This is a genomic window from Streptomyces sp. NPDC048291 (assembly GCF_043201715.1).
Taxonomy (GTDB): Bacteria; Actinomycetota; Actinomycetes; order Streptomycetales; family Streptomycetaceae; genus Streptomyces.
Genome location: NZ_JBICZC010000010.1, coordinates 298,870 through 323,387 on the forward strand (window position 1 = coordinate 298,870; position 24,518 = coordinate 323,387).

The 24,518-nt window shown below is 71.1% G+C and carries 20 protein-coding genes; 10 read left to right on the forward strand and 10 right to left on the reverse strand.

The features are described 5' to 3' along the window. The first annotated feature begins 30 nt into the window (after window positions 1–30). A complete protein-coding gene (locus ACGF5O_RS27475) occupies window positions 31–3,267 on the forward strand; it encodes a TIM-barrel domain-containing protein (protein ID WP_393812713.1) in 3,237 nt (1,078 codons plus the stop codon). Between the two features lie 61 nt (window positions 3,268–3,328). Here the strand turns inward: ACGF5O_RS27475 and ACGF5O_RS27480 are convergent, their stop codons facing one another. Further along, window positions 3,329–4,651, reverse strand: a complete 1,323-nt coding sequence (locus ACGF5O_RS27480; protein ID WP_393812537.1) for an epoxide hydrolase family protein — start codon at window positions 4,649–4,651, stop codon at window positions 3,329–3,331. Between the two features lie 205 nt (window positions 4,652–4,856). After that, on the reverse strand, window positions 4,857–5,429 hold the full coding sequence (locus ACGF5O_RS27485; protein ID WP_393812538.1) for a TetR family transcriptional regulator C-terminal domain-containing protein: 573 nt from the start codon (window positions 5,427–5,429) through the stop codon (window positions 4,857–4,859). A 181-nt stretch (window positions 5,430–5,610) separates the two neighbouring features. On the opposite strand from ACGF5O_RS27485, the gene ACGF5O_RS27490 reads away from it, so the two are divergent. Continuing rightward, window positions 5,611–6,630, forward strand: a complete 1,020-nt coding sequence (locus tag ACGF5O_RS27490) for an alcohol dehydrogenase catalytic domain-containing protein (RefSeq protein WP_393812539.1) — start codon at window positions 5,611–5,613, stop codon at window positions 6,628–6,630. Here the strand turns inward: ACGF5O_RS27490 and ACGF5O_RS27495 are convergent, their stop codons facing one another. From ACGF5O_RS27495 to ACGF5O_RS27515, 5 genes are all read right to left on the reverse strand, one after another. Then, window positions 6,631–7,986: a mycothione reductase gene (locus tag ACGF5O_RS27495; protein ID WP_393812540.1), complete on the reverse strand. Its 1,356-nt coding sequence runs from the start codon at window positions 7,984–7,986 to the stop codon at window positions 6,631–6,633. It abuts the gene before it with no gap. A 112-nt stretch (window positions 7,987–8,098) separates the two neighbouring features. Continuing rightward, window positions 8,099–8,998, reverse strand: a complete 900-nt coding sequence (locus ACGF5O_RS27500) for an NAD-dependent protein deacetylase (RefSeq protein WP_393812541.1) — start codon at window positions 8,996–8,998, stop codon at window positions 8,099–8,101. 259 nt (window positions 8,999–9,257) lie between these two features. Then, complete coding sequence (locus tag ACGF5O_RS27505) at window positions 9,258–11,210, reverse strand: hypothetical protein (RefSeq protein ID WP_393812542.1); 1,953 nt, start codon at window positions 11,208–11,210, stop codon at window positions 9,258–9,260. A gap of 148 nt (window positions 11,211–11,358) precedes the next feature. Then, window positions 11,359–11,802, reverse strand: a complete 444-nt coding sequence (locus tag ACGF5O_RS27510) for a hypothetical protein (RefSeq protein WP_393812543.1) — start codon at window positions 11,800–11,802, stop codon at window positions 11,359–11,361. A gap of 233 nt (window positions 11,803–12,035) precedes the next feature. Then, window positions 12,036–12,272 carry a hypothetical protein gene (locus tag ACGF5O_RS27515; protein WP_393812544.1) on the reverse strand — a complete coding sequence of 79 codons (237 nt, stop codon included), beginning with the start codon at window positions 12,270–12,272 and terminating at the stop codon, window positions 12,036–12,038. 505 nt (window positions 12,273–12,777) lie between these two features. Here ACGF5O_RS27515 and ACGF5O_RS27520 point away from each other — a divergent pair. Together ACGF5O_RS27520 and ACGF5O_RS27525 are read left to right on the forward strand one after the other, a co-directional pair. Beyond that, the gene (locus ACGF5O_RS27520) at window positions 12,778–14,850 is read left to right on the forward strand and encodes a glycosyl hydrolase family 28-related protein (protein WP_393812545.1); all 2,073 of its coding nucleotides are present in this window, start codon (window positions 12,778–12,780) and stop codon (window positions 14,848–14,850) included. A 143-nt stretch (window positions 14,851–14,993) separates the two neighbouring features. Further along, on the forward strand, window positions 14,994–15,341 hold the full coding sequence (locus ACGF5O_RS27525) for a hypothetical protein (RefSeq protein ID WP_393812546.1): 348 nt from the start codon (window positions 14,994–14,996) through the stop codon (window positions 15,339–15,341). Window positions 15,342–15,396: 55 nt separating this feature from the next. On the opposite strand, the gene ACGF5O_RS27530 is transcribed toward ACGF5O_RS27525, so the two are convergent. Further along, entirely contained in the window at window positions 15,397–16,047 is a 651-nt protein-coding gene (locus ACGF5O_RS27530) for a dihydrofolate reductase family protein (RefSeq protein WP_393812547.1), read from the reverse strand. A gap of 341 nt (window positions 16,048–16,388) precedes the next feature. On the opposite strand from ACGF5O_RS27530, the gene ACGF5O_RS27535 reads away from it, so the two are divergent. From ACGF5O_RS27535 to ACGF5O_RS27550, 4 genes are all read left to right on the forward strand, one after another. Further along, complete coding sequence (locus ACGF5O_RS27535; protein ID WP_393812714.1) at window positions 16,389–18,404, forward strand: discoidin domain-containing protein; 2,016 nt, start codon at window positions 16,389–16,391, stop codon at window positions 18,402–18,404. Between the two features lie 15 nt (window positions 18,405–18,419). Then, window positions 18,420–19,010 carry a TetR/AcrR family transcriptional regulator gene (locus ACGF5O_RS27540; RefSeq protein WP_393812548.1) on the forward strand — a complete coding sequence of 197 codons (591 nt, stop codon included), beginning with the start codon at window positions 18,420–18,422 and terminating at the stop codon, window positions 19,008–19,010. Window positions 19,011–19,134: 124 nt separating this feature from the next. Then, a complete protein-coding gene (locus ACGF5O_RS27545) occupies window positions 19,135–19,767 on the forward strand; it encodes a hypothetical protein (protein ID WP_393812549.1) in 633 nt (210 codons plus the stop codon). 102 nt (window positions 19,768–19,869) lie between these two features. Then, window positions 19,870–21,045: a cytochrome P450 gene (locus ACGF5O_RS27550; protein WP_393812550.1), complete on the forward strand. Its 1,176-nt coding sequence runs from the start codon at window positions 19,870–19,872 to the stop codon at window positions 21,043–21,045. 89 nt (window positions 21,046–21,134) lie between these two features. On the opposite strand, the gene ACGF5O_RS27555 is transcribed toward ACGF5O_RS27550, so the two are convergent. Continuing rightward, the gene (locus ACGF5O_RS27555; RefSeq protein WP_393812551.1) at window positions 21,135–22,118 is read right to left on the reverse strand and encodes an alpha/beta hydrolase; all 984 of its coding nucleotides are present in this window, start codon (window positions 22,116–22,118) and stop codon (window positions 21,135–21,137) included. Window positions 22,119–22,180: 62 nt separating this feature from the next. Continuing rightward, complete coding sequence (locus ACGF5O_RS27560; protein WP_393812552.1) at window positions 22,181–22,498, reverse strand: putative quinol monooxygenase; 318 nt, start codon at window positions 22,496–22,498, stop codon at window positions 22,181–22,183. Between the two features lie 141 nt (window positions 22,499–22,639). On the opposite strand from ACGF5O_RS27560, the gene ACGF5O_RS27565 reads away from it, so the two are divergent. Together ACGF5O_RS27565 and ACGF5O_RS27570 are read left to right on the forward strand one after the other, a co-directional pair. Continuing rightward, window positions 22,640–23,545 (forward strand): AraC family transcriptional regulator N-terminal domain-containing protein, encoded by a 906-nt coding sequence (locus ACGF5O_RS27565; RefSeq protein ID WP_393812553.1) that lies wholly within the window; start codon window positions 22,640–22,642, stop codon window positions 23,543–23,545. Between the two features lie 156 nt (window positions 23,546–23,701). After that, window positions 23,702–24,451, forward strand: coding sequence for an SDR family oxidoreductase (locus ACGF5O_RS27570; protein ID WP_393812554.1), 750 nt, complete (start codon window positions 23,702–23,704; stop codon window positions 24,449–24,451). Window positions 24,452–24,518 lie beyond the last annotated feature (67 nt).

Genomic DNA, 24,518 nt, shown 5'->3' on the forward strand with positions numbered 1-24,518 from the left:
CGCGGGCTGGGCACCCTCGCCGTGGTCCACATGGCGGTACTGGGACTCTGCCTGGGCACCCCGGGCGCCGGGGCGGCGGACACGGGCGGCCGGTCGCCCCGCCCCCCGGCCGTGACCGTGCGGGACGCCCGCTTCGAAGTCCTGTCACCGACCCTGATCCGGACGGAGTACGCGGGAGACGGCCACTTCGAGGACAGCCCCACCTTCAACGCCGTCGGCCGGGACTCCTTCACCCCACCCCCCTACACCTCGTCCGTCAGCGACGGCGTCCTGACCATCACCACCAGCGCCATGACCCTGCGCTACCGCATCGGCTCCGGCCCTTTCGACGCCGACAACCTGACGACCTCCTTCAAGGCGGGGCCGACGCCGGTGCTCGCGGCACCCTGGCGCCACGACGTGTGCACCGTCGGCGCCCTGTGCGAGGCGGAGGACCAGCAGTACGACGGTCCCGGCCTGGCCACGGACCACAAGGACTTCACCGGCAAGGGCTTCCTCGCCGGGTTCGAGGTGGACGGCAACTCCCTCGCCGCGGACGTGCGGACACCGTCCGACGGCACCTACGACCTCGCCGTGCGCTACGCCAACGCGGTGGGCAGCGACGGCCACCACGAGGCACGCACCCTGAGCCTGAGCGTGGACGGCGGCGGCGACAGGACGTTCACGCTTCCGCCGACCCCGGACTGGAACACCTGGGGTGTGGCCCGCCTGCCGCTGACGCTCGGCGCCGGCCCCCACACCGTCAGGCTCCATCGCGCCGCCGCCGACTCCGGAAGCGTCAACATCGACAGCCTCGCCCTCCTCGACTCGGGTGCCACCTATCCCGGCCGGGCCGGCACCGTGGTCAACGGCTGCCGTTTCGGCACCGGTTGCGAGGCCGAGGACGCCCTCCTGTCGGGCTCCGCCGTCATCGCCACGGATCACCGGGGCCACGCCGGCTACGGCTTCACCGCCGAACTCAACCAGGGGTCCGGTGTCTCGGACCGGATCACCGGCGTGCCCGCCGACGGCACCTACCTGCTGGACCTGCGGTACGCCAACGGCACCGGCGGCGACGGCCTGCACCAGCCCCGCACGATCGACGTCGGCACCGGCGACGGGACCTCCCACACCACCCTCACGCTCCCGGCCACCGACAACTGGGACACCTGGCAGACGGCCTCCGTCCCCGTCGAGCTGAAGGCGGGCACCGACCAAGTCACCCTGAGCTGCCCGCAGTCCACCAGCTGCCACGTCAACCTGGACACCCTCGCCCTCAGCCGGCCGGGAGAGCCCGCCCCCGCACCCCACCTCGCCCTCGGCGGCTACCGCCGCAGCCTCGACGGACTCAACGGCGACAACGACCCCACCCCCTGGACCACACCCGGACTCCTGCACCGCGACGGGTGGTACCTCCTCGACGACACCCCCTCCGCGGTCTACGACACCGCCACCGAGAAGGCCACTCCCCGCCCCGGCCACGGCGGCCGGCCCTACCAGGACGGCTACCTCTTCGCCTTCGGACACGACTACCGGCAGGGCCTGTCCGACCTCGCCACCCTGACCGGCCCGTCACAGCTGCTGCCCCGCTGGGCGTACGGCGTCTGGTACTCCGAATACATCGACCGCACCGCCGACGACTACGAGAACACCATCCTGCCCGCGTTCCGCGCCGCGGACGTCCCCCTGGACGTGCTGGTCACGGACACCGACTTCAAGTCACCGAACACCTGGAGCGGCTGGAACTTCGACCCGGCCAAGTTCCCCGATCCCAAGGCCTTCTTCGACTGGTCCGCCGGCCAAGGCCTGCACAACACCCTGAACGTGCACCCGAGCATCCTCGGCACCGACCCGCAGTTCGCGAAGGCCCAGGACACGGCCAAGGGCAAGCTGCGCAAGGGCGGTTGCGCGGGCAGCGCGGGTCCGGACTGCTACACCTTCGACTTCGGCGACCCCGACCAGCTCAAGGCCTACCTCGACCTGCACCGGCCGCTGGACCAGGCGGGCAACGACTTCTGGTGGCTCGACTGGTGCTGCGACGCCTCCCGCTCCTCCCAGCCCGGAGCCACCCCGGACGCCTGGATCAACCAGAAGTACGCCGGCCTCACCTCCGCGGAGACCGGCGACCGCGGCTTCGTCCTGTCCCGCGCCTACGGCTCCCTCCAGGCCGGCGGCTACAGCGGCGGCGTGGGTCTGCCCACCGGTCCCTGGGCCGACAAGCGCAGCACCCTCCACTTCACCGGTGACACCACCTCGAACTGGGGCACCCTGCGCGCCGAGGTCGGCTACACACCGGGGGAGTCGGCCGCCACCGGCCTCACCGCCGTCAGCCACGACATCGGCGGCCACAACGACGGGTACGGCATCCCCGGATCCGAGACCTACACCTCGAACGGCCAGACCCACCGCACCACCAGACTGCCCGACGACCTGTACGCACGGTGGGTGCAGTTCGGCACCTTCCAGCCCGTCGACCGGCTGCACAGCAACCACAGCGACCGCCTGCCCTGGCAGTACGGCCCCGAAGCACAGAGCTCCGCCGAGAAGTTCCTCCGGCTGCGCGAGGCGCTCGTGCCGTACACGTACACCCTGGCGCACCAGGCCGAGGCCACCGGCACCCCGATCGTCCGCCCGCTGTACCTCCAGTACCCGGAGGAGGAGAGCGCCTACACCGAGGCGGACAGCGAGTACCTCTACGGTCCCGACCTGCTGGTCGCCCCCGTCACCACCCCCGGCACCGACACGACCACCTCGGTGTGGTTCCCGCCGGGCCGGTGGACCGACTACTTCACCGGCCGCACCTACACCGCGCCCGCCGGCGGAGCCACGTACGACATCACGACCACCCTGGACACCATGCCGGTCTTCGTCCGAGCGGGCGGCATCGTCACCACCCGGTCCGACAACGTGCCCGACGACGTCCAGAGCCCGCTCGACAAGGTCGGTGTCACGGTGGCCCCGGGAGCGTCCGGAGCGTTCTCCCTCTACGAGGACGACGGCACGACCGCGCACCCCGGGCGTACGGCGACCACCCGGATCCGCTACGCCGAACACGAGGGCACCCACCTGCTGAAGATCGCACCCGCCAGCGGAACCTTCCCCGGACAGGCAGGCCGCCGCACCTGGACCGTGTCCTTCCTCGGCGTCGGCGCGGCACCGAGCCGAGTAGGCGCGGACGGTGCCCGGTTGGCGACCTCGGCCTGGCACTGGGACGCCGGCACCCACGTCCTGCGGATCACCATGCCCCCGCGGAGCATCCGCACCGCCACGACCGTCTCGTACCGATAGAAGGGCGGTGTCCCTGGACTGCGTGCAGCAGAAGCCGGAGACGACCGGGCTCCGCCGGCACCTACTTGCCGGCGGACTGCCGCGAGGGGCGCAGGGGCGAGAACGCGGCCCGGAGTTCGTCCGTGAAGATGCCCGGGACCTCCCAGGCCGCGAAGTGGCCCCCGCTGCGGGCACGGTGGTAGTAGAAGAGGTCGTGATAGGCGCGGGAGGCCCAGCTGCGCGGGGCCTGGTAGATCTCGCCGGGGAACACCGTGATGGCGGCCGGGACGGACACGGACACGGCGTTGAAGTTGTTGGCGTTGTTCTCCCAGTACAGGCGCGACGAGGAGACCGCGGTGTTCGTCACCCAGTAGAGGGTGATGTCGTCGAGCATCTCGTCCTTGGTGAGTACGCGCTCGGGGTGGCCGCCGCTGTATGTCCATGCCGCGAATTTGTCGTACATCCAGGCGGCCAGTCCGACGGGCGAGTCCGTCAGTCCGTATCCCTCGGTCTGCGGTCGGGTGACCATCATGGCCGAGTAGCCGGATCCCGTCTTGTAGAGGGCGGCCAGCTGACCGTAGGCCGCCTTCTCGTCCGGGCCGAGGCCGGCGGGTACCGGGTCCCCGCAGGCGAGCTTCTGCGCGATGTCCGGCGGGACGGTGGCCGGGAAGTTGACGTGGATTCCGAGCAGTCCGGGTGGCTTCTGCACAGCCATCTTGTCGGAGATCACGGCACCCCAGTCCCCGCCCTGGGAGACGTAGTGCCGGTATCCCAGGCGCTCCATGAGCACGGCCCAGGCACGCGCGATGCGGTCGGGATTCCAGCCGGTGGTCGTCGGTCGTTCCGAGAATCCGTATCCGGGCATCGACGGTATGACGAGGTGGAACGCGTCCTCGGCACGCCCCCCGTGGGCGGTGGGGTCGCTGAGCGGCCCGATGGCCTTCAGGAACTCCAGAACGGAGCCCGGCCAGCCATGGGTCAGGACGACCGGGAGGGCGTCGCTGTGGCGGGAGCGGACGTGAATGAAATGTATGTCGAGTCCGTCGATCTCCGTCATGTACATCGGCAGGGAGTTGAGCTTCTTCTCGATCTTCCGCCAGTCGTATGCCGTCTCCCAGTAGTGGGCGAGCTCCTTCATCGTGGCCAGTTGGACGCCCTGGGACTGGTCACGGACGGTTTCGCGGTCGGGCCATCGTGTCGCCTTGATACGCCGACGGAGATCATCCAGTTCCTGCTCCGGGACGTTCACGTGAAAGGGGCGGATGCTCTGCCGCTCACTCGGCGATTCGGGCTTTCCGGAACTGGTCCAGGCGCGCAGACCGAAAGCACCTGTCGCGGCGGTCACCGCGGTCGCGGACGTGGAGATGAACTTCCTGCGGGAGTACGAACGAAGAAATTCGGACATAGTGGATCTCCCTGGAGAATTTCCTCTGACTCGCTGAGCCCGCTCGTCGGCGCGGAGAGAATGCGCGCAGCGGTCCTGGGAAGAAATCGCGCGCGGCCGTGATCGTGCGGCGGCAGCGAATGTCACCGCCAGTAACGCTATCTGTCCGTGTGTGACCGTGCAACTCGGCCGAGTGGCCGTACGGTCGTGCCCGTGACGGGCGGGCTCAGCGCAGCACGACGTCGAACACCATGCGGAAGAACGCGTCGATGGGGGCGGCGGACTTGTCGGCGCGGGCCGCGATCAGGGCGCCTTCCCAGGCGCTGAGGACGAAGAGCGCCGTAGCCGACACGTCGAGCGAGGCGCTCACTTCGCCCGACTCCTGGGCTTCGGTGAGCACGCGCTCGATGTGTGCGGCCCACTGCCGGAAGCCGCGCTGGACGGCAGAGCGGATCTCCTCGGAGTGGTCGGCCACCTCGGCGCCGAAATTGCCGACCAGGCAGCCGCGGACGAAGCCGCTGTCCACCGTGTCCGCGCCCATGAACTCGAAGTGCGCCCTGAGGCGGTCCAGCGGCGGGTGCCCGGCCGCGTCGAGCATGTCGAAGCGCAGGCCGGCGGCGTAGCGGTCGAGCGCCTCCAGGGCGCTGTCCTCCTTGCTGGCGAAGTGGTTGTAGAAAGAACCCTTCGGGGCGCCGGCGGCCGAGGTGATGTCGCTGATGCCGGTGGCGTTGAAGCCCCGGGTGCGGAACTGCTCCAGTGCCGCCTGCGCGATCTCCTCGCGCTTCGACGCACGTGCCATTCGGATCACCTCGCCTTCAATATGTCCGGTCGTCTTGATTGCTGTCAAGCCTGGAAGGCGGGGCCCCCGCACCCTCGGCGGCCGGGCTTGACGTCATCTAAGACGACCGGTCATATTGGAATGGCGTCGTCATACCGAGCCCCGCCGGTCCACACCCGGCGGGCGGCACCAAGGAGCCACCATGTCCACCACCTACCGAGCCTTCGAAGCCACCGGAGTCCACAACCTGCGGCTGGTCGAGCGCGAGCTCGCCGACCCGGCGCCCGGACACGTCCGCCTCCGGGTGGAGACCTGCGGCGTCTGCCACTCCGACGTCCTCGCCGTGGAGGGCCTGCGCGCCGACCCGTCGAGTCCGATCGTGCCCGGCCACGAGATCGTCGGCGTCATCGACGCCGTCGGGCCGGGCGTCACCGCCTGGCACCCCGGCGACCGCGTCGGCGTCGGCTTCCTGAACGGGCACTGCGGGGAGTGCGAGCCGTGCCGCCGGGGCGACTTCGTCAACTGCCTCGACCAGGGCCAGACCGGCACGAATGTCGACGGCGGCTACGCCGAGGTGACCTACGCGCGCGCCAGCGGACTGGTCCGCATCCCCGACGGCATGCCCGCGGCCGAGGCCGCCCCGCTGCTGTGCGCCGGACTGACCACCTTCTCCGCCCTCCAGCAGGACTCCGTCAGGGCGGGCAGCCTGGTGGCCGTACAGGGCATCGGCGGGCTGGGACACCTCGCCCTCCAGTACGCGCGCAGCCTCGGATACCGGGTCGCCGCCGTCGCCCGCGGCAAGGACAAGGAGCCGCTCGCCCGTGAGCTGGGCGCCCACGAGTACATCGACAGCTCGGAGACGGACCCCGGCGCGGCGCTGGCCGGCCTGGGCGGCGCCTCGCTCGTCGTCGCCACGGCGTCGAGCGGCGCGTCGATGAACCCGCTGCTGCGCGGCCTGGCTCCCGGCGGGAAGCTCGTCGTCGTGGGTGCGGCGCCGGACCCGCTGTCGGTGGCCACCGCCGACCTGATCTTCGGCACCCGGAGCATCGTCGGCAGCCTGACCGGCTCGTCGATCGAGAACGAGGACAACCTCGGCTTCAGCCTGGCCCACGGCATCCACCCCTCCATCGAGACGATGCCCTTCGAGCGGGCCATGGACGCCTACGAGCGGATGCTCAGCGGCAAGGCACGGTTCCGCGTCGTCCTCGACGTCACCGCCTGACTAGAGCTCCAGCAGCGCCTGCTCGACGGCCTCCGTCAGAGCCGGGTGGATGTACATCACGTCGTGCCCGATCCGGTCCACCGTCAGCCCCAGGGACATGGCCTGGATCAGGGGCTGGATGAGCGTGGCGGCCTGGGGCCCGATGATGTGCGCGCCCAGGAGCATGCGATCGGCGGGGCTCGCGAGGAGTTTGACGAAACTGGTGGTGTCCTCCAGGGCCCAGCCGTAGGCGGTGTCGGCGTAGTCGCGGACGCTCACCAGGAAGTCGATGCCGCGCCGCCGCGCCTCCTGTTCCGTCAGGCCGACACTCGCGATCTGCGGGTGGGTGAACACCGCGTGCGGCGCCACATGGTTCGGCAGCGTCCGCACGTCCTGCGGATGGAGGATGTTGTGCCGTACCACCCGCGACTCGGCGTTCGCCACGTGCTTGAGCTGGAAGTGGTTCGCCGCGTCGCCGAGGGCCCACACCCCCGGCACGGACGTGCGGTAGGCGCCGTCGGTGACGATGTGACCGTGTCCGTCCAGCTCCAGCCCGCCCTCGACGGCCCGCAGCAGGTCGGTGTTGGGCCTGCGGCCGACGGCCACCAGCAGCATGTCGGCCTCGACGACGAGCTCACCGTCCTGACCCGCCACCCGTGCCGCCACACCGTCCCCCTTGGGCCCGACGGAGGTGACCTCGGCATCGAGCAGCAAGCGGTGCCGCTGTGCGGCGAGTTCGGTGAAGCGCCGCGACACCTGCTCGTCCTCCGCCATGAGCAGGCGTGGCCCGCGCTGCACGATCGTGACGTCGACGCCGAACGACGTGAACACGTGGCCGAACTCGGCCGCGATGAAGCCGCCGCCGAGCACCAGCATGGACGCGGGCAGCTCGTCGATCCGCATGATCGTGTCCGAGGTGTGGAAGGGCACGGTGTCGAGCCCCGGGATGTCCGGCACCACCGGCCGCGCCCCGACCGCGACGACGAACGTCTCGGCGGTGATCCGCTCCGCCCCGACCTCCAGCACCTTCGGGGCCACGAAGCGGGCCGCCTCGGTGAACACGTCGACGCCCTGGCTCCTGCGGTATTCCACCGCCCGCCCGTGCAGCGGATCGATGCGGTCGAAGACGCGGTCCCGGACGGACTTCCAGTCGACGTGCGAGACGCTCGCGTGGACACCGAGCCGCCGCGCCTCCCGCGCTCCCTCTGCGGCGTCCGCGGCGACGACGAACATCTTGCTCGGGATGCACCCCCGGTTCAGACACGTGCCGCCGAAGCGGTCCGGCTCGACGATGGCGATCCGCAGACGGTCGAACTCCTCGGACGGCAGCATGTTGCCGCTGCCTGCCCCGAGGATGACGAGATCGTAGTGGCGCATGCACCCTCCGTCGGCCGGACACCGGCCCTGCGGCGCGTGGCTGTGAGAAGACGGCCCCACGGATCACAATTCTGTTCGCATGCGTCGCTTTCCACCACCGCCGGGCGCCACCTCAGTCCGTGGACCCGCCGCCGACCGCGATGCCCAGCCTGCGGGCCACGGTGGTCAGGGCCGGCCCGAGGGGGAGCGCGACCCTGGTGAGGGCGAGCGGGTCGCCCCGGGTCGGGTCCTGGTTCACGATCAGCACCGGCTTTCCCTCCTGGTGCGCCTGGCGGACGAACCGGAGCCCGGACATCACCGTCAGCGAGGAGCCCAGGACCAGCAGTGCGGACGCCTCACGCACCAGCCGCCGGCAGTGCTCGACGCGCTGCGGTGGAACCGTCTCGCCGAAGAACACCACGTCCGGTTTGAGGACGCCGCCGCAGCGGGCGCAGGGCACGACGCGGAAGTCCCCGACCTGCGCGTCGGTGAGGTCGGCGTCACCGTCCGGGTTGATCCCCGCGGCCACCGGGTCGAAGCCCGGGTTCTCGGCCTCCAGTCGCCGGGCGAGTTCGCCGCGCGGGCTGAAGACGCCGCAGGAGAGGCAGACGACCCGGTCGAGACTGCCGTGGAGTTCCACGACGCCCTCGCTTCCGGCGGCCTGGTGCAGGCCGTCGACGTTCTGGGTGATCACACCCGAGACACGGTCGTGCCGCGCGTAGGCGGCCACGGCCAGGTGCCCGGCGTTGGGGGCGGCCCGGGCGAAGGTGCGCCGGCCGAGGTGGCTGCGCGCCCAGTAGCGGCGCCGCGCGTGGGCGCTGCCGGTGAAGTCCTGGTAGGTCATCGGGGTGTGCCGGCTCAGGCTCCCGCCCTTGCCCCGGTAGTCCGGGATGCCCGACTCCGTGGAGATTCCCGCGCCGCTGAGCACCAGGACACCGCCGGCGCTCAGCGCGTGGACGACCGGTTCCAGATCGGTGGTACCCGGCGGCAGATCCGCGGCGGGGGTCCAGCTCAGGGTGGGGCGCATGCGCATGCCGCCAGGGTACGGAGTCGGCGGAACTCCACGGCCCGCGCGCGGGGATTCCTGGCGGTCGGGCGAATCCGTTCCCGCCGCGCTGTGGCGCGAGCCAGGCCTGCGGTTCCCGATGGCGGAACCATCCGACACGACGACCGACGGACGGGCGCTGCGCGACCGAAGAGCGGCCGGGGCGGCGCGGACCGCCCGCGTCGGCCGTGACGTCCGTGTCCGTGGGCGAGTGTCCCGCCCTGTCGAGCGGGGCCCTCGGTGGCCGTCAGCGGGGCTGGTCCAAGCCGTCCAGGTTCTCCCCGGTGGCGAGCCGGGCCCGTACCGTGACGTGCGGGCGCTCGGGCGCGGGCAGGGCCAAGGTGCGGCCGTCCCGGGCGGCGGAGACGTCGCCGGTCACGAGCAGGGCCGTCACCGCCCGGCTCCCCGCCGCCAGCACGAACCAGTGGTTGCGCGGCGACCGCCAGCCGGTGGCGGCCACGACATGCCGGCCGAACCGGCTGCACGCGGCGGTGGACCGGGCGCGGGCCACCGTCCGCACCGGCTCGGCCGGGGCGTCCCGGCTCGTGCGCAGGCCCACCGCCACATCGCCGGGGCCGCTCCAGGAGTCGGCGCGGGCGCAGGTCCACACGGCCTGCCCGCCGCCGTCGGGCAGGTCCTGCTCGGCGAAGTCCCACGCGTTCACCGCCCGTACGCCCGCCGCGCGCAGTGACGTCAGCGCGCAGGCCTGGTGCGCCCAGGCCACCAGGGCGGCGCCGCCGGTGGCCTCCCGGGGCTGCCGGGGCGGATTCCCGTGCCCGGGCAGCGGCGTGTAGGTCAGGTGTACGGGGGAGAGGCCGCCGAGCGGCGCGAGCAGGAAGGCGTGGTGCTCGGCGATGCGCTCCGAGGACCGCAGCTGGAGCACCGGACGGCTCGCGCAGCCCCCGCCGGCCGGTAGCGTCGGGAACGGGGCGGTGACCCCGTCCTTCGCCACCCGGAGCGGTCGGGCGAGGATGTCCGGGCGCAGCAGATCACGGGTCTGCGCCTCGGCGACCCACGGCGCCAGCAGATACCGCGCCGACCCCTGCGAGGCGGTCAGGGTCACGGCCGCCGCGGTCGTCACATCCGCCTCGTCGACCCCGGCCACGCTCAGTTCGGCCCGGCCCGCAGCGGACTCGTCGTAGCGGGCGAGGCGTTCACCGTCGTACAGCACCACCACGGCAGTGCCGTCGACATCGCCCGCGTACAGCAACCGGGGCGCGGCGTTCGGGGCGGCGGCACGCGTGCCGGGGGCGAGGGCCGGCCGGATGCCGGCGCCGGCCGGGCGGGTCCACGCGGACAGGGCCCGGCCGAGCAGCGCCTCGTCGTGCCGCCGGGAGCCGCGGGCCGGCCAGGCCGTGAAGTCGACGCGCGAGGTGTTGTCCCACACCGTGTCCCCGGTGCGCAGCAGGTCGGCCGGGCCGTAGGCGGCCCGTGCGGCGGACGTGGGTGTGCCGTCGGAGGGGGCCGGACCGGCGGACAGGGTCGTGGCCAGCACCGTTCCCGTCACCGAGCAGATGGCCGCGGCGGCCAGGCCCAGCCGCAGGCGGCGCCTGCGCCGCAGCAGGTCGGTGGGGCTCGCCTGGAGCGCGCAGGCGTTGAACTCCGGCGATGCCAGCAGCCCGGCGGCCGACGGCCCGGCGCTCTCGCCGAGCGCGTCCGCCGCGCGCAGGGCGGCGTCGGGGTGCCGCACCCCGGCCGCCGCCAGGACCTCGCGCACGGTGTCGTCGGCCAGCCCGTGCATCGTGCGCAGGAGGAACGCCGCACGGTCGGCCGCGGGCACCCCCGACAGCCGTAGGGCGAGGGCGAGTTCGTCGGCTCCGCCGGCCCTGGGGAACAGCCGCAGCCCCACCACCAGCGGCAGCCGGGGCAGCAGCGGTATCAGGTGCCGACGCGGACCACGGTCGTACGAGAGCGCGCCGCGTACGACCGCCACGAGCAACGCCTGTGCGACGGGCGCGCCGCCCGGCCGCTCCCTGCGCGGGTGCGGGACCGCCGCGCCGGCACCCGGCCGCGCCGCCGTCAGCGCCCGCTGCACCAGGGAGTGGGCGACGACCACCCGGCGATGGCGGCCGAGAGCGGCGGGCAGGACGAGGTGGGCCAGGCGGACCAGATCCCCGTACTGCTCGACGAGGACGGACTCGACCTCCTGGACCGGCGGCCTGGCACCGCGGGCGGGACGTCTGAGCGGGCGAAGGTGCATGGAGCGGAACGCTTTCGGACGAGATGAGATGACGCGGTGGTACGCCGCTCCGTCAAACGAGTGAATCCGGTACGGGTCACCGTCCCTCCCTTGACCTGCGGAGCTCCGGCCCGTGACTGGTCATGCGCCGGCGATGCCCGGCTCGGCGTCAGCAGACTCTGCTGGTGAGCCAGAAGCAGGTGCCCGCTCCCAGCCCGAACACGAGGTGCGCGCCCAGGTCTTCGGCCAGTGTCTTCGGGCTGTACTTCCAGATCGGCTGATAGAGCCCGGCCTGCGGCAGGACCACATACGCACTGGCCCACACAGCCGCGCCGAAGGGAATGCCGAGCAACGGGTTCGGGCGCCGGACCGACCCGGCGGCGATCCCGTACAGCGCACCCCAGCCGGAGCCGTACGACCAGTGCATCGCGGTGCTCATGAGCCACGCCCACCGGTCGGGGATCTCGCGCTGGGTGAACCCCTCCAGCACCCGCTTCGCCACCTTGCCCGGATCCGGGGCCTCGTCCCAGCCCTCGACCGGTGCGAACTCCCACTCCTTGGGGCTGTCGGTGCCTCCTGTGCGGCGATAGCGCAGATAGCGCGTGGCATCCATGCACACCGTCCCCGCGACACCGGCGAGGATGCCTTCGGCAACGGCAGCGAGCGGCGTGAGAGGCCGTCGCCGTGGACGTCCGGTTCCCATGATGCCCATCACCTCAACCACCTTGGGCAGCTGTCGCCGCCCAGGGCCGTGTTGTCGTGTGTCGGCTTCCAGGAAGTACAGAATCCCACCGGCCACAGTCGCCCGCACCCCAGGAACACACCCGGGGAGCTTTTTCCCCGACGTCAGATGTCGTCCATGCCCGGCGGTCCCGCGACACACGTCCCGGTCTTGTCCACCACGTAGATGATGTCCCGGGTACCGACCACGCCCTCCGCCTTGCCGGGCTCGGGGTCGATGACCGGGCAGACCGACTCCACTCCCCGGACGACCACCTTGTACGTGACAGGCCACGCGCGTTCCTCGGTCCACCCGACGTAGGAACCGCCGTCCTCCTTAGGCGTTCGGTCAGGGTCGCCCACGACCATGACACCGCGCTCTCCGCATGACGGGCAGCCGAGCACGTGAGCACCCCGGGCCGACTCGTTGACCAACCGCACCGGCAGTCCCTCGTCACCTGAACTTCCGCACCCCGTAAGGAAGATGGCGGTGATGCCCAGTGCCGCCAGGAGCGCGGTACGTGGTCGTCTCACGCTCCGGCAGTGCAGAGCGCTGTGACTGCCTGGTCTCAAAGGCCGCATGCTCGGACTCCCCCCCGGGTGATCACGAATCGAGATTGGATCATCGCAGGTCAGAGGCGGACGAGCAACGGTCCGGCCGCCGCCGCATCGACCGATCCGGGCTGCAAGTATTCGACAATATCTTGCAGAATATGCACTGATGGTTGGAAAGAAGCTTCCTCTGTCTTGTCCGGCTCTGCTGTCGCGCCCTAATGTCCCGGTACGCAGCGGCACGGCCCGTTCCCGTCGTGCTGCCGCGCACCGAGCTGTCCTCGGTGGCCTCCGCTCCCACAGAAACGAGAATCCGATGGCGCGGTACCTCGACCACGTGACTGCGGAGCGGCTGAGAGGCCGCGCGCGAAGACCGGCTCGGACCCTGGTGGCGCTGACCGCGGTCACCGCCGGACTCGTGCTCGGCCTCGGCGCTCCCACCCCGGCCGCGTCATGGCACGGTGGCCGTGCGGGCTCCCCGGCGGTGACCCGGGCGGGGCTCGACCCCGCCCTCGTCGCGGGGCGGGGCGCCGCGGTGGACTTCGACGAACAGGAGGCGGAGAACGCGGCGACGGACGGCACCCTCATCGGCCCCGACCGTGCCGCCTACACACTGCCCTCGGAGGCATCCGGCCGCACGGCGGTGCGCCTGAAGCCGGGCCAGTACGTCGAGTTCACCCTGCCGCGCGCGGCCAACGCACTCACCGTGCGGTACAGCATCCCCGACGCGCCCGGAGGCGGCGGCATAACGGCCCCCCTCGACGTCTCCGTGGACGGCAGGCACCGCACCACGATGACCCTCACCTCGCAATACTCCTGGCTCTACAACCAGTACCCGTTCAGCAACGACCCGCAAGGAGACCTGCTGCACCCCGACTGGTGGATCACCGAATGCGGTTGCGTTCCCGCCGCCACCACCCCGGCGCCCACCATCGAAAAGCCGTTCAGGCCGAGCCACTTCTACGACGAGCAGAGACTGCTGCTCGGCAAGCGGTACGCGGCCGGTGACACCGTCCGCCTCACCGCGCCCAGGAACACCAAGGCTGCCTGGACCGTCATCGACCTGCTCGACACCCAACTCGTCGGCGCGCCCCACGTGGAGACGCATGCCGTGAACGTCCTCGCGTTCGGAGCCGACCCCACCGGCCGGCGTGACGCGGGCGACGCCTTCGACCGGGCCGTCGCCTACGCCGAGAAGCGGCACCTCAAGGTGTACCTGCCGCCGGGAACGTACCAGGTGAACCGGCACATCACCGTCGACGACGTGACGATCGTCGGGGCCGGCAGCTGGTACACGATCGTCAAGGGCCACCAGGTCACCCTCTCCAGCCCCGCCCCCGACGGCTCGGTCCACACCGGGGTGGGCTTCTACGGCAAGGACGCCGCGGACGGCGGCAGCCACGACGTCCACCTCTCGGGCTTCGCCGTCGAGGGCGACGTACGCGAACGCATCGACACCGACCAGGTGAACGCGATCGGCGGGGCACTGAGCGACTCGACGATCGACGGCCTCTACCTCCACCACACCAAGGTCGGCATGTGGTTCGACGGCCCGATGACCCGTCTGCGCGTCACCCGCACCCAGATCGCCGACCAGATCGCCGACGGCCTCAACTTCCATACCGGCGTGACCGATTCCAGCGTCTCGGACACCTTCGTGCGCAACACCGGCGACGACGGTCTGGCCATGTGGTCGGAGAGGACGGGCGACGCGCGCAACGTCTTCGCCCACAACACCGTGCAGACCCCGGTCCTCGCCAACGGCATCGCCCTGTACGGCGGCACCGACAACACGGTCACCGGCAACCTCGTGGCCGACCCGATCAGAGAGGGCAGCGCCATCCAGGTCGGCTCCCGGTTCGGCGCGCAGCCGTTCACCGGGTATCTGAAGATCTCGGACAACACGACGGTGCGTTCGGGGCCGTTCGAGCTCAACTGGAAGATCGGCCTGGGAGCCATCTGGTTCTACGCCCTGGAACGGGACATCGACGCCGACATCCAGGTCACCGGCGACCACTTCCTCGACAGCACCTACAACGCGATCATGCTGGTCTCGGACTTCCCGGTGAAGGACAAGTACGCGATCCGGGGCGTCCGTTTCCAGGACATCCGTGTGGACGGCACCGGCACCTCCGTGCTCAGCGCCCGCTCCGCCGGATCGGCGTCCTTCGAGAACGTGGACGCCCGAAACGTCGGCGCGGTCGGCATCGACAACTGCGGTTCCTTCAACTTCCCGCCCTCCGGCTCCGAGTTCACGGTCGACGACCTCGGCGGCAACGACGGAGGCGGCACGACCGGCCCCTGGCTGGCGCCCTGGGAACTGCCGAACACCATCACCTGCGACGACCGGCCCCCGGTGGTCCCGCCGCCCGCCCCGGCACCCTGGTGAGGCACGACCGATGAAACAGCCACGCCGTCAAGGGAGAAGGGCCGCCTCCACCGATGGGAGGCGGCCCGCACGCGAGGTGCGGGACAACTGCCGTACAACCCTCCGAGCGTCCAGCGGGTCTCACCTTACGTCCGGCGGCCGGGGTGTGCGCGGACGCCTACCAGATCGGAACCACCGGGTACATCACGCGCGCCGGCAGGACCGCCGCCTCCGTCAAGCAGTTCTACTCGCCGTCCTGCGGCAAGAACTACGGCTACGTCTGGGTGTGGCAGAGCTTCCGCGATCCCGTCGGCGACTACGACGTGACCTCGGCCGTCTACAGCTACTCCCGGGACGAGGTCCTCGGCAAGCGTTCCTGGACCGACACCACCGCCCAGGAGTTCTGGTCCAACGGCACCGGCACCGTGAGCGACTGCACGGCCGGATCGGGCACCGTACGGGCCGCAGGCGACCCCGCACCGGTAGGGCGGTACTCCAGCAGGCGCTGCTGAACCCATGCCCACGGTGGGGGGCCAACGGATCCGTCCCCCCACCGGAGGTCCTGCCTCATCTGCGCCAGAACAGGTGGTGCGTCACGCCGCTCGGGCTCGGGACGACCTCCAGGTGGAACCGGTCGAGCAGTTCGTCGGGGGACTCCCAGAGCCGTAGTCCGGAGCCGAACTTCACCGGTGAGACCGCCACGTGCATGGTGTCGACGAGGTCGGCGTCGAGGAACTGCCGGACGGTGGTGACCCCGCCGCCGAGTCGGACGTCCTTGCCCTGTGCTGCCTTTCGGGCCCGTTCGAGGATCGTGGCCGGGGTGCCGTCGACGAAGTGGAACGTGGTGTCGGAGAGCGTGAACGACGGACGCTCGTGGTGGGTCATCACGAACACCGGCGTGCGGAACGGGGGCTCCTCGCCCCACCAGCCGCGCCACTCGTGGTCCTGCCAGGGTCCGCGCTGCGGCCCGAACTTGTTGCGGCCCATGATCTCGGCGCCGATGTTCCGCGGGAAGTCCCGGGTGAAGTAGTCGTCGAGCCCCCGGCTCCCCCCGGGATCCGTGCGGTTGGGCCAGCTCGCCGTGGCTCCGGCCCAGCCGAACAGCCGCTCGGCATGATCGAGGCCGAACGGGTTTTCGAGACTCTGGTTCTCACTGGCGCCGGCAGCCACGCCGTCACTCGAGACGACGAAATTCATGACTCTCAGTAGTTGCTCCACTGTTTCCTCACCACATCCTGTCGCGTCCTCGTGGGGCCGGGCGCCCCACATGATGTTGTCGAACGGGATACGACCGGATCGACAGCCGGACAGAAATTTCTTCCGTGGCGTGCCGGGGAGCGGTCCCGCCGGCCGCCGTGCGGCGCCTTCACCAAGATCGGGTACTCCAGGTCAAGCGTCCCGGACACTTGACTCGGTGGGTGCGCGGCCCGATCCTCGTCCCAGGTATTGCGCGGTTCATGACAATCCCATGGCTTCGTCAACCGCGCCCTCCCGCCGACCGAGGGACGTGGACCGTGACGCCGACTCGACGCTCGTACCGCAGACGCAGGCACGTCACCATGCTGTCGCTGCTGCTCCTGGTACTGACCATGGCCCTCGGGCCCACGCCGAGTTCCGCGGCCGGCAACAACTGGTGGGACCCGACCGCCCGACCCGCCCCGGACGTCCAGATCGACGTCACCGGCGAGCCGTTCACCGGCACCAACTCGGCGGGCGAAGTACAGGGGTTCGTCGACGCGCACAACCACCTGTTCGGCAACGAGGCCTTCGGCGGCCGGCTGATCTGCGGCAAGGTCTTCTCCGAGGCCGGTGTCGCCGACGCCCTGAAGGACTGCCCCGAGCACTACCCCGACGGCACCCTTGCCCTCTTCGACTACATCACCCACGGCGGCGACGGCAAGCACGACCCCGTCGGCTGGCCGACCTTCAAGGACTGGCCCGCGTACGACTCGATGACCCACCAGGCCGACTACTACGCCTGGGTGGAGCGGGCCTGGCGCGGCGGACAGCGCGTGCTCGTCAACGACCTCGTCACCAACGGCATGATCTGCTCCATCTACCCCTTCAAGGACCGCAGTTGTGACGAGATGACGTCGATCCGGCTGCAGGCGAAGATGACCTACGCGCTCCAGGCGTACATCGACAAGATGTACGGCGGCACCGGCAAGGGCTGGTTCCGGATCGTCACCGACAGCGCGCAGGCACGGCAGGTCATCGAGGAGGGCAAGCTCGCCGTCGTCCTCGGGGTCGAGACCTCCGAACCCTTCGGATGCAAGCAGATCCTGGACATCCCGCAGTGCAGCAAGCAGGACATCGACAAGGGACTCGACGAGCTCTACGCCCTCGGCGTCCGCTCGATGTTCCTCTGCCACAAGTTCGACAACGCCCTGTGCGGTGTCCGGTTCGACTCCGGCGGCCTCGGAACGGCCATCAACGTCGGCCAGTTCCTGTCCACCGGCACCTTCTGGCAGACCGAGAAGTGCACCGGCCCGCAGCACGACAACCCCATCGGGAGCGCCTCCTCGGCGGCCGAGTCCGACCTGCCGGCGGGCGTGGCCGTCCCCGCGTACGACTCGGACGCCCAGTGCAACAAGCGCGGCCTCACCGAACTCGGCGAGTACGCGGTGCGCGGCATGATGAAGCGCAAGATGATGCTGGAGATCGACCACATGGGCGTCAAGGCCGTCGGACAGGCCCTCGACATCCTGGAGTCGGCGTCCTACCCCGGCGTGATCTCCTCGCACAGCTGGATGGACCTCGACTGGACCGAGCGGGTCTACTCCCTCGGCGGCTTCGTCGCCCAGTACATGCACGGATCCGAGGGCTTCGTCGCGGAAGCCGCCCGGACCAAGGCGCTGCGCGACAAGTACGGCGTGGGCTACGGCTACGGCACCGACTTCAACGGCATCGGCGACCATCCCGCCCCGCGCGGCGCGGACGCCGCGAACAAGGTGACGTACCCCTTCAAGAGCGTCGACGGCGGGTCCGTCATCGACAGGCAGACCTCCGGCGAGCGCACCTTCGACATCAACACCGACGGCGCGGCCCACGTCGGCATGATCCCCGACTGGATCGAGGACATCCGGCAGGTCGGCGGTCAGAGTGTGGTGAACGACCTGTTCCGCGGTGCCGAGTCCTACCTCGACACCTGGGGAGCCACCGAACAGCACCAGGCCTCGGTCAACCTGGCCAAGGGGCAGCCGGCCACGGCCAGTTCGTCCGAGTCGAACCCGTTCACCAGCTACCAGCCGGGCCGCGCCGTCGACGGCGACGACACCACCCGCTGGGCCAGCGACTGGAGCGACGACCAGTGGTGGCAGGTCGACCTCGGCTCCACCCACCTGGTCTCCCGGGTGACGCTCGACTGGGAGCGCGCGTACGGCAAGTCGTACCGCATCGAACTCTCCACCGACGGCACCACCTGGCAGACCGCCTGGGCCACCACGAGCGGCGACGGCGGCCTGGACACGGCCCGCTTCACCGGAACCCCGGCCCGCTACGTCCGGGTCCACGGACTCGACCGCGGCACCGACTGGGGATACTCGCTCTACGAGGTCGGGGTCCACAGCGCCTGAGGCGGAGGTTCACGGATGGCACGCATGCCGTCGGCACAGCGGCGCGAACAGCTGACGGAAGCGGCCATCAGGACGATGGCCCGGGACGGCGTCGCCAAGGCGACGACCAGGGCCATCGCCGCCGAGGCGGGCGTGTCGCTGAGCGTCTTCCACTACTGCTTCGACTCCAAGCAGGCCCTGATCGAGTCCGTCATCACCACCCTCACCGACCACTCGGTGACCGTCGTGCGGGAAGCACTGCGGCCCAGGGCCACGCTGGAGGAGACCGTCCGGGCCGGCTTCGCGGCGTACTGGGCCCACGTCCGCGACCGCCCCGACGAGCACATGCTCACCTACGAACTGACCCAGTACGCCCTGCGCGAGCCGGGTTTCGAGCACCTGGCCCGCCGGCAGTACGAGCTGTACGGCACCGCCTACACCGAGCTGATCGAGCACCTGCGCGGCAGCAGCGACCTGCGACTCCGCGTCCCCGTCTCCGTCCTGGCCCGCTATCTCGCCGCCGTGACCGACGGCCTCACCCTCAACTACCTCGTCCTGGGCGACGAGTCGGCCTGGAACGACATCCTCGACACCGTCACCGCCCACATCGCGGGTCTCGTGGCCTGACGGCCACCCGGCGCGGCGGCTTCGCGTGCGCGCACCCTGTGCGGTCACACTGTCCCGACCACCACCACCGAGGTCCGGCCGTGTGCCGCCTCCACCGGGACGACGAGGGACAGGCGGCGGACGTATGAGGCAGCTGTTCCGGCCGGGCGCCCGGCGTCCCCGGCTGCGCTTCGACGGCTGGATCGCGGGCCTCGGCACCACCTCCGGCACCCGCGTCGTACTGGGCCACTGGCTCCGCTCGCCGTTCGGACCGTTCAGCGACGTGATGCTGGAACGAAGCGACGGAGAACGGCTGCTGCTCGCCCCGACCCGGCGGACGGCGGAATTCGTGAGCGGCACCTACCACTTCGACACCGTGCGCGTCGTACCGGTCGACGTCGCCGTCGTCGCGGACACCTGGACCGTCACGGCAGGCCTGCTCCGCCTGCACTTCACCACCGGCCGCCGCACGCCCCTCGGCCGTCTGCTGCACGCCGTCCCGGGACCGCTCGCCCGCCGCCCGGCCTGGTGCGCCGTCACGGACGGCGTCGCCCGCGTGCTGCTGCCCGGGGTACGGACCCGGGGCAGCGCGGGCGGAGGCCGCAGGGAGTGGTACGGCGCGCGGGACCTGCTCGCGATCCGTGAACTGTCCGGTACCTACGGCGAGGAGGACCTGGGCACGCTCGCACCGGTCGAACCCCCCGTCCGCTTCGGGTTCGGCTCGGTACCGTGCCGACCCGCGCTCACCCGGGTCACCACGACGGTCGAAGCGGAGTGATCCGCCTCCGTCATCCCCGAGCGGACCTGCCCCCAGGAACCCATGTCCGCCGTGGTTACGATGACGCGTGAACCGATTCCCTGCTCCCGGCCGGACGGCGTGATGAGCACCGCCGTGTCCTTCCCCCTCGGCGCCTCGACCACGCTCGCCGAACTCGCCCGGGATCCGCACCCGCGTCTCGCGCTGCTGCGTGCCCACGAGCCGGTGTCGTGGCTGCCCGAGCTGAACGGCTGGCTGGTCACGCGCCGCGATCTCGCGCTCGACGTGATGCGGGACGCCACCACCTTCACCGTCGACGACCCCCGCTTCAGCACCGCCCAGGTCGTCGGGCCGAGCATGCTGTCGCTGGACGGCGCCGAGCACGCCCGCCACCGGGAGCCCTTCGCGGCTCCCTTCCGGCCCCGAAGGGTGCACGACGGCTTCGCCGCGTTCATAGAACAGGAGACCGACCGCCTCCTCACCGCCCTGGAACCGGCGGGCGCAGCCGAACTGCGCCGCTCCTTCGCCGGACCGCTCGCGGTGGCCGTCGTGACCGAGGCTCTCGGACTGGTCGGGGCCACCACCGACACCGTGCTGTCCTGGTACGACGCCATCGTCCGGTCGGTCTCGGACATCACCGCGGGCCTGGCGGCGGGCCCGGCGGGAACCGCCGCGTACGCACAGCTGCGGGCCGCCGTCGAGGCCACCGTGACCGATCGGCACGCCTCCTCGCTCCTCGTCTCGGCCGCGGACCAACTGGAACTGCCCGAAGTCGCCTCCAACGCGGCGGTCCTGATGTTCGGCGGCATCGAGACGACCGAGGCGATGATCACCAACGCGCTGCTCCACCTGCTTGAGAACCCCGGCCAACTCGCCCTCGTGCAGGCCGACTCCGGCCTGCTGGACGGCGCCGTCGAGGAGTCCCTGCGCCTGGAGCCCGGCGCGGCGGTGGTGGACCGCTACGCCACCCGCGACACCGTCCTCGGCCCGGCCACCATCCGCGGCGGCGACCTCGTCAGCGTCTCCCTGACGGGCGCCAACCGCGACCCGGCCGTCTTCACCGACCCGGACCGTTTCGACGTCCGCCGCGCCGAGGCCCGCCTGCAACTGGCCTTCGCCCACGGCCCGCACCACTGCCTCGCCGCCCACCTCGCCCGTCTGGAGACCCGCATCGCCCTCCAGCGCCTGCTCGAACGCCTCCCCGGCCTCCGCCCCGACCCGCAGCGCCCTGCCACCCCGTACGGTCTGGTCTTCCGCAAGCCGGACGCCCTGCACGTCCTGTGGGACGCCCCGGCCTGACGCTCCCGTCGGTGCCGGGGCGGGTGCCGAGGCTGCCGCGTACCTTCTGTCCGGCTCGGCCTGTCACCCCCCCGCTGTGTCGGCAGGACCTACTCGGCATCATCGGCGCGGTGCGCCGACAGGTGCCGTGCCAGCCAGTCGGTGCGGGTGCGGCGGGCCGTGGCCGAGATGCGGGCCTGCGGGTAGAGGGCGTCGAAGCCGTGGAAGCCGCCGGCCCAGACGTGCAGTTCGGCCTGCCCGCCGGCCGCCCAGATGCGGGTGGCGTACTCGGTGTCCTCGTCGCGGAAGACCTCGGCGGAGCCGGTGTCGATATAGGTGGCGGGCAGACCGGAGAGGTCGTCGGCCAGTGCGGGTGAGACATGGGCGGGCACCTCGTCGCCGCCGAGGCCGCCGAGGACCGCCTGCCAGCCGAAGGCGTTCATCTCGCCGGTCCAGACCCCGGGTACGCCGGTGTACTGGCGGCTGGAGACAGTGTTGTTGCGGTGGTCGAGCATGGGGCAGATCAGCACCTGCGCGGCGATCGACGGGGTGCCCAGGTCGCGTGCCAGCAGGGTGAGGCCGGCGGCGAGACCGCCGCCCGCGCTGGGACCGGCGACGATGATCCGGGCCGGGTCGATGCCCAGTTCGGCGGCGTGCTCGACGGTCCAGAGCAGGCCCTGGTAGCAGTCGTCGACGAGCGTGGTGCCGGTCGCCTCCGGCGCGAGCCGGTAGTCGACGGAGACCACGACCGTGCCGAGCTCGTCGAGCCACTCCAGTGGGATGTCGATCTGTGAGAAGCGGTCGCCCATGACCATCCCGCCGCCGTGGATCCAGTAGACGCAGGGGGCCGGGGCGTCGGCGGCGGGGTCGGTGTGCGCGGGGCCGAACACCGAGAGGCGGATCTCGGCACCGTCCTCGGCCGGGACGGTGACCTCCCGCCGGTCGGCCCGGCGGTGCGCGAGGAGATCGTCGACGGGCGTGGTGGGGAGCAGCCGCAGCTGGGCGAGGAGCTCCGGGGTGAGCCGGGACATGAGGGGCATACCGGCGAGCAGTTCGCTCAGCTCGGTGTCGAGGGCGGGGCGGGCGGCGGTCATGGTCGGGCCTTTCTCCGGGTGACGCGGGGCGATGGGAGCGACGGGGGCACGGGGCGAGGGGTTCAGAACGCGGCCCTGCCGCGGACCGGGACGTAGTCGGTGTACTCGGCCTCCTTGGCCAGCAGACCGCCGATCCGCGCCACGATGGCCTGAGCGGCTTCGCCGGCGAAGATCCGGTGATGGTCCTCCTCGCTGGTCCACCCCTCGGTGACGTGGACGACGTCCGGGTCGGACGCGGAGCGGGAGACGAGGTAGACGACGCAGTGTTCGCTCGCGCCGGGGCTGCCCTCGTCCAGGCCGCTCAGCAGCAGGGCGAGCAGGTCGGCGCCCTTTCCGGGCGCGGCGGTCAGGGTGGCGTTGAAGCCATAGGAGGCAATCATGGCGTCCTCTTTCGAATGGGGGAGTGCGGTGATTCCATTTAAGCCGCCTGACCTGCGCAAACGTTAGAGCGATAGTCGCTCGCACTTGCACGATCCTCGCGGCCACGGGAGCGATCGGCAGGGGGGTGGTGCAATGGGGGCATGCTCCTCGACGAGTTCCGCAGCCTGCTGGACCGGCACGCCCGGCCCGACTGGACCACCGCCATCGACGGCGTCCTCATCTCGAAGATCGACCGGCCGGACCCGCCGGCGCCCTCCATGACCGGAACCGTGCTCGCGGTCATCGCCCAGGGCGCCAAACGTCTCGCCCTGGGCGACCGGGTCTACGAGTACGGCGCGGGGCAGTACCTGGTCGCCTCCGTCGACCTGCCGGTCACGGGGCAGTTCACCCGGATCGGTCCCGAGTGCCCGGCCCTGGGGTTCGGTCTCACCCTGGAGCCGTCCTCCGTCGCCGAACTGCTGCTGCAGGCAGGCCCCGGCGATCTTCCGCGGGCCGGTGGCGGCGTGCCGTCCGGGATCGCCGTCAGCGACGCTCCGGCCGCACTGCTCGACGCGGTGGTCCGGCTGCTGCGGCTGCTCGACGAGCCGCGCGACCGGTCCGTGCTCGCGCCGCTGGTCAAACGCGAGATCCTGTGGCGGCTGATCACCGGCGAGCAGGGAGCGACGGTACGCGAACTCGGCCTGGCCGACAGCGGCCTCAGCCATGTCTCCAGGGCCGTGCGCTGGATCCGGGAGCACTACGCGCAGGCCTTCCGTGTCGAGGACGTGGCGCGCATGTCCGGTATGAGCGTCTCCGCCTTCTACCGCAACTTCCAGGCGGTGACGGCGATGAGCCCCATCCAGTTCCAGAAGCAGATCCGGCTCCAGGAGGCCCGGCTGCTGCTGGCCACCCACCCCGGCGACGTCACCGGGGTCGGTCGGCGTGTCGGCTACGACAACGCCTCGCAGTTCAGCAGGGAGTACCGCCGCCAGTTCGGCGTGCCCCCGAGCCGGGACGCCGCCCTGCTGCGCGGCACTCCCCAGGCGCCGGCGAGCGCTGTCCTCTGAACGGGCTCAAAGGCTGTAGAGGATCGTGCAGGAGGGAGCGAGGATAGTTCTACTGTCTGCGCAGGTCAGGGCGGTTCAATGGGATTACCGATTCCGCGGTGGAGCAGGAATGTGCCTGTTCGGTCGCGGATCCCTTCTCGTCGTGAGGACCGCACCATGAAGACCGTACTCATCACCGGCACCTCGTCCGGCTACGGACGCCGCACCGCCCTCCACTTCCACGCGCAGGGGTGGAACGTCGTCGCCACGATGCGCACCCCCCGCCCGGACGTGCTGCCCGTCTCGGACCGGCTGCGGGTGGTCGCGCTCGACGTCACCGACCCGCAGAGCATCGCCGCCGCGCTGGACGCGGCCGGCCCGGTCGACGCTCTGGTCAACAACGCGGGCGTGCCCTCCATCAGCGTGTTCGAGGGCACCCCGATGGCCCGCGTCCGGGAGGTCTTCGAGACCAACACCTTCGGTGTGATGGCGACGACCCAGGCGGTCCTGCCCCTCTTCCGTGAGCGCGGCAGCGGCGTGATCGTCAACGTGACCTCCAGCGTGGTGCTCGGGCACATGCCGCTCTCGGCCGTCTACAAGGCGAGCAAGATGGCCGTCGAGGGGTTCACCGCGTCCCTCGCGCTGGAACTCGCGCCGTTCGGCGTGTACGCCAAGACCGTCGAGCCGGGTGCCTGCCTGACGACGAACTTCGCTGCCAGGGCGACCAACGGCACCCCGCTCGACCAGCTGGTCCCGGCGCCGTACGCGAGCTGGGCGGAGAAGACCATGGCCGAGTTCACGGGCCAGGACCTGTTCACCCAGGAGAGCGACGTCGCCGAGACCGTGTGGCGAGCCGTCCACGACACCACCGGCCAGCTCCGCTTCCCGGCCGGCCCCGACGCGGTCCGGCTCGCCCAGGCCAGGTGACGGCGCCCGCCTGACCGCGGGCCGGTGTCCCCCCGGGCCCGTTTCACACGCCTTTAACGCATGGGAC

What these genes read in the sequence shown, in the direction of transcription:
- ACGF5O_RS27485 (WP_393812538.1), bottom strand. Translation starts at nt 5,429, where the DNA reads ATGGCACGTGCGTCGAAGCGCGAGGAGATCGCGCAGGCGGCACTGGAG.
- ACGF5O_RS27490 (WP_393812539.1), top strand. Translation starts at nt 5,611, where the DNA reads ATGTCCACCACCTACCGAGCCTTCGAAGCCACCGGAGTCCACAACCTG.
- ACGF5O_RS27555 (WP_393812551.1), bottom strand. Translation starts at nt 22,118, where the DNA reads ATGACCGCCGCCCGCCCCGCCCTCGACACCGAGCTGAGCGAACTGCTC.
- ACGF5O_RS27540 (WP_393812548.1), top strand. Translation starts at nt 18,420, where the DNA reads ATGGCACGCATGCCGTCGGCACAGCGGCGCGAACAGCTGACGGAAGCG.
- ACGF5O_RS27510 (WP_393812543.1), bottom strand. Translation starts at nt 11,802, where the DNA reads ATGGATGCCACGCGCTATCTGCGCTATCGCCGCACAGGAGGCACCGAC.
- ACGF5O_RS27535 (WP_393812714.1), top strand. Translation starts at nt 16,389, where the DNA reads ATGCTGTCGCTGCTGCTCCTGGTACTGACCATGGCCCTCGGGCCCACG.
- ACGF5O_RS27500 (WP_393812541.1), bottom strand. Translation starts at nt 8,998, where the DNA reads ATGCGCATGCGCCCCACCCTGAGCTGGACCCCCGCCGCGGATCTGCCG.
- ACGF5O_RS27545 (WP_393812549.1), top strand. Translation starts at nt 19,135, where the DNA reads ATGAGGCAGCTGTTCCGGCCGGGCGCCCGGCGTCCCCGGCTGCGCTTC.
- ACGF5O_RS27570 (WP_393812554.1), top strand. Translation starts at nt 23,702, where the DNA reads ATGAAGACCGTACTCATCACCGGCACCTCGTCCGGCTACGGACGCCGC.
- ACGF5O_RS27475 (WP_393812713.1), top strand. Translation starts at nt 31, where the DNA reads ATGGCGGTACTGGGACTCTGCCTGGGCACCCCGGGCGCCGGGGCGGCG.
- ACGF5O_RS27565 (WP_393812553.1), top strand. Translation starts at nt 22,640, where the DNA reads ATGCTCCTCGACGAGTTCCGCAGCCTGCTGGACCGGCACGCCCGGCCC.
- ACGF5O_RS27505 (WP_393812542.1), bottom strand. Translation starts at nt 11,210, where the DNA reads ATGCACCTTCGCCCGCTCAGACGTCCCGCCCGCGGTGCCAGGCCGCCG.
- ACGF5O_RS27550 (WP_393812550.1), top strand. Translation starts at nt 19,870, where the DNA reads ATGAGCACCGCCGTGTCCTTCCCCCTCGGCGCCTCGACCACGCTCGCC.
- ACGF5O_RS27560 (WP_393812552.1), bottom strand. Translation starts at nt 22,498, where the DNA reads ATGATTGCCTCCTATGGCTTCAACGCCACCCTGACCGCCGCGCCCGGA.
- ACGF5O_RS27520 (WP_393812545.1), top strand. Translation starts at nt 12,778, where the DNA reads ATGGCGCGGTACCTCGACCACGTGACTGCGGAGCGGCTGAGAGGCCGC.
- ACGF5O_RS27480 (WP_393812537.1), bottom strand. Translation starts at nt 4,651, where the DNA reads ATGTCCGAATTTCTTCGTTCGTACTCCCGCAGGAAGTTCATCTCCACG.
- ACGF5O_RS27495 (WP_393812540.1), bottom strand. Translation starts at nt 7,986, where the DNA reads ATGCGCCACTACGATCTCGTCATCCTCGGGGCAGGCAGCGGCAACATG.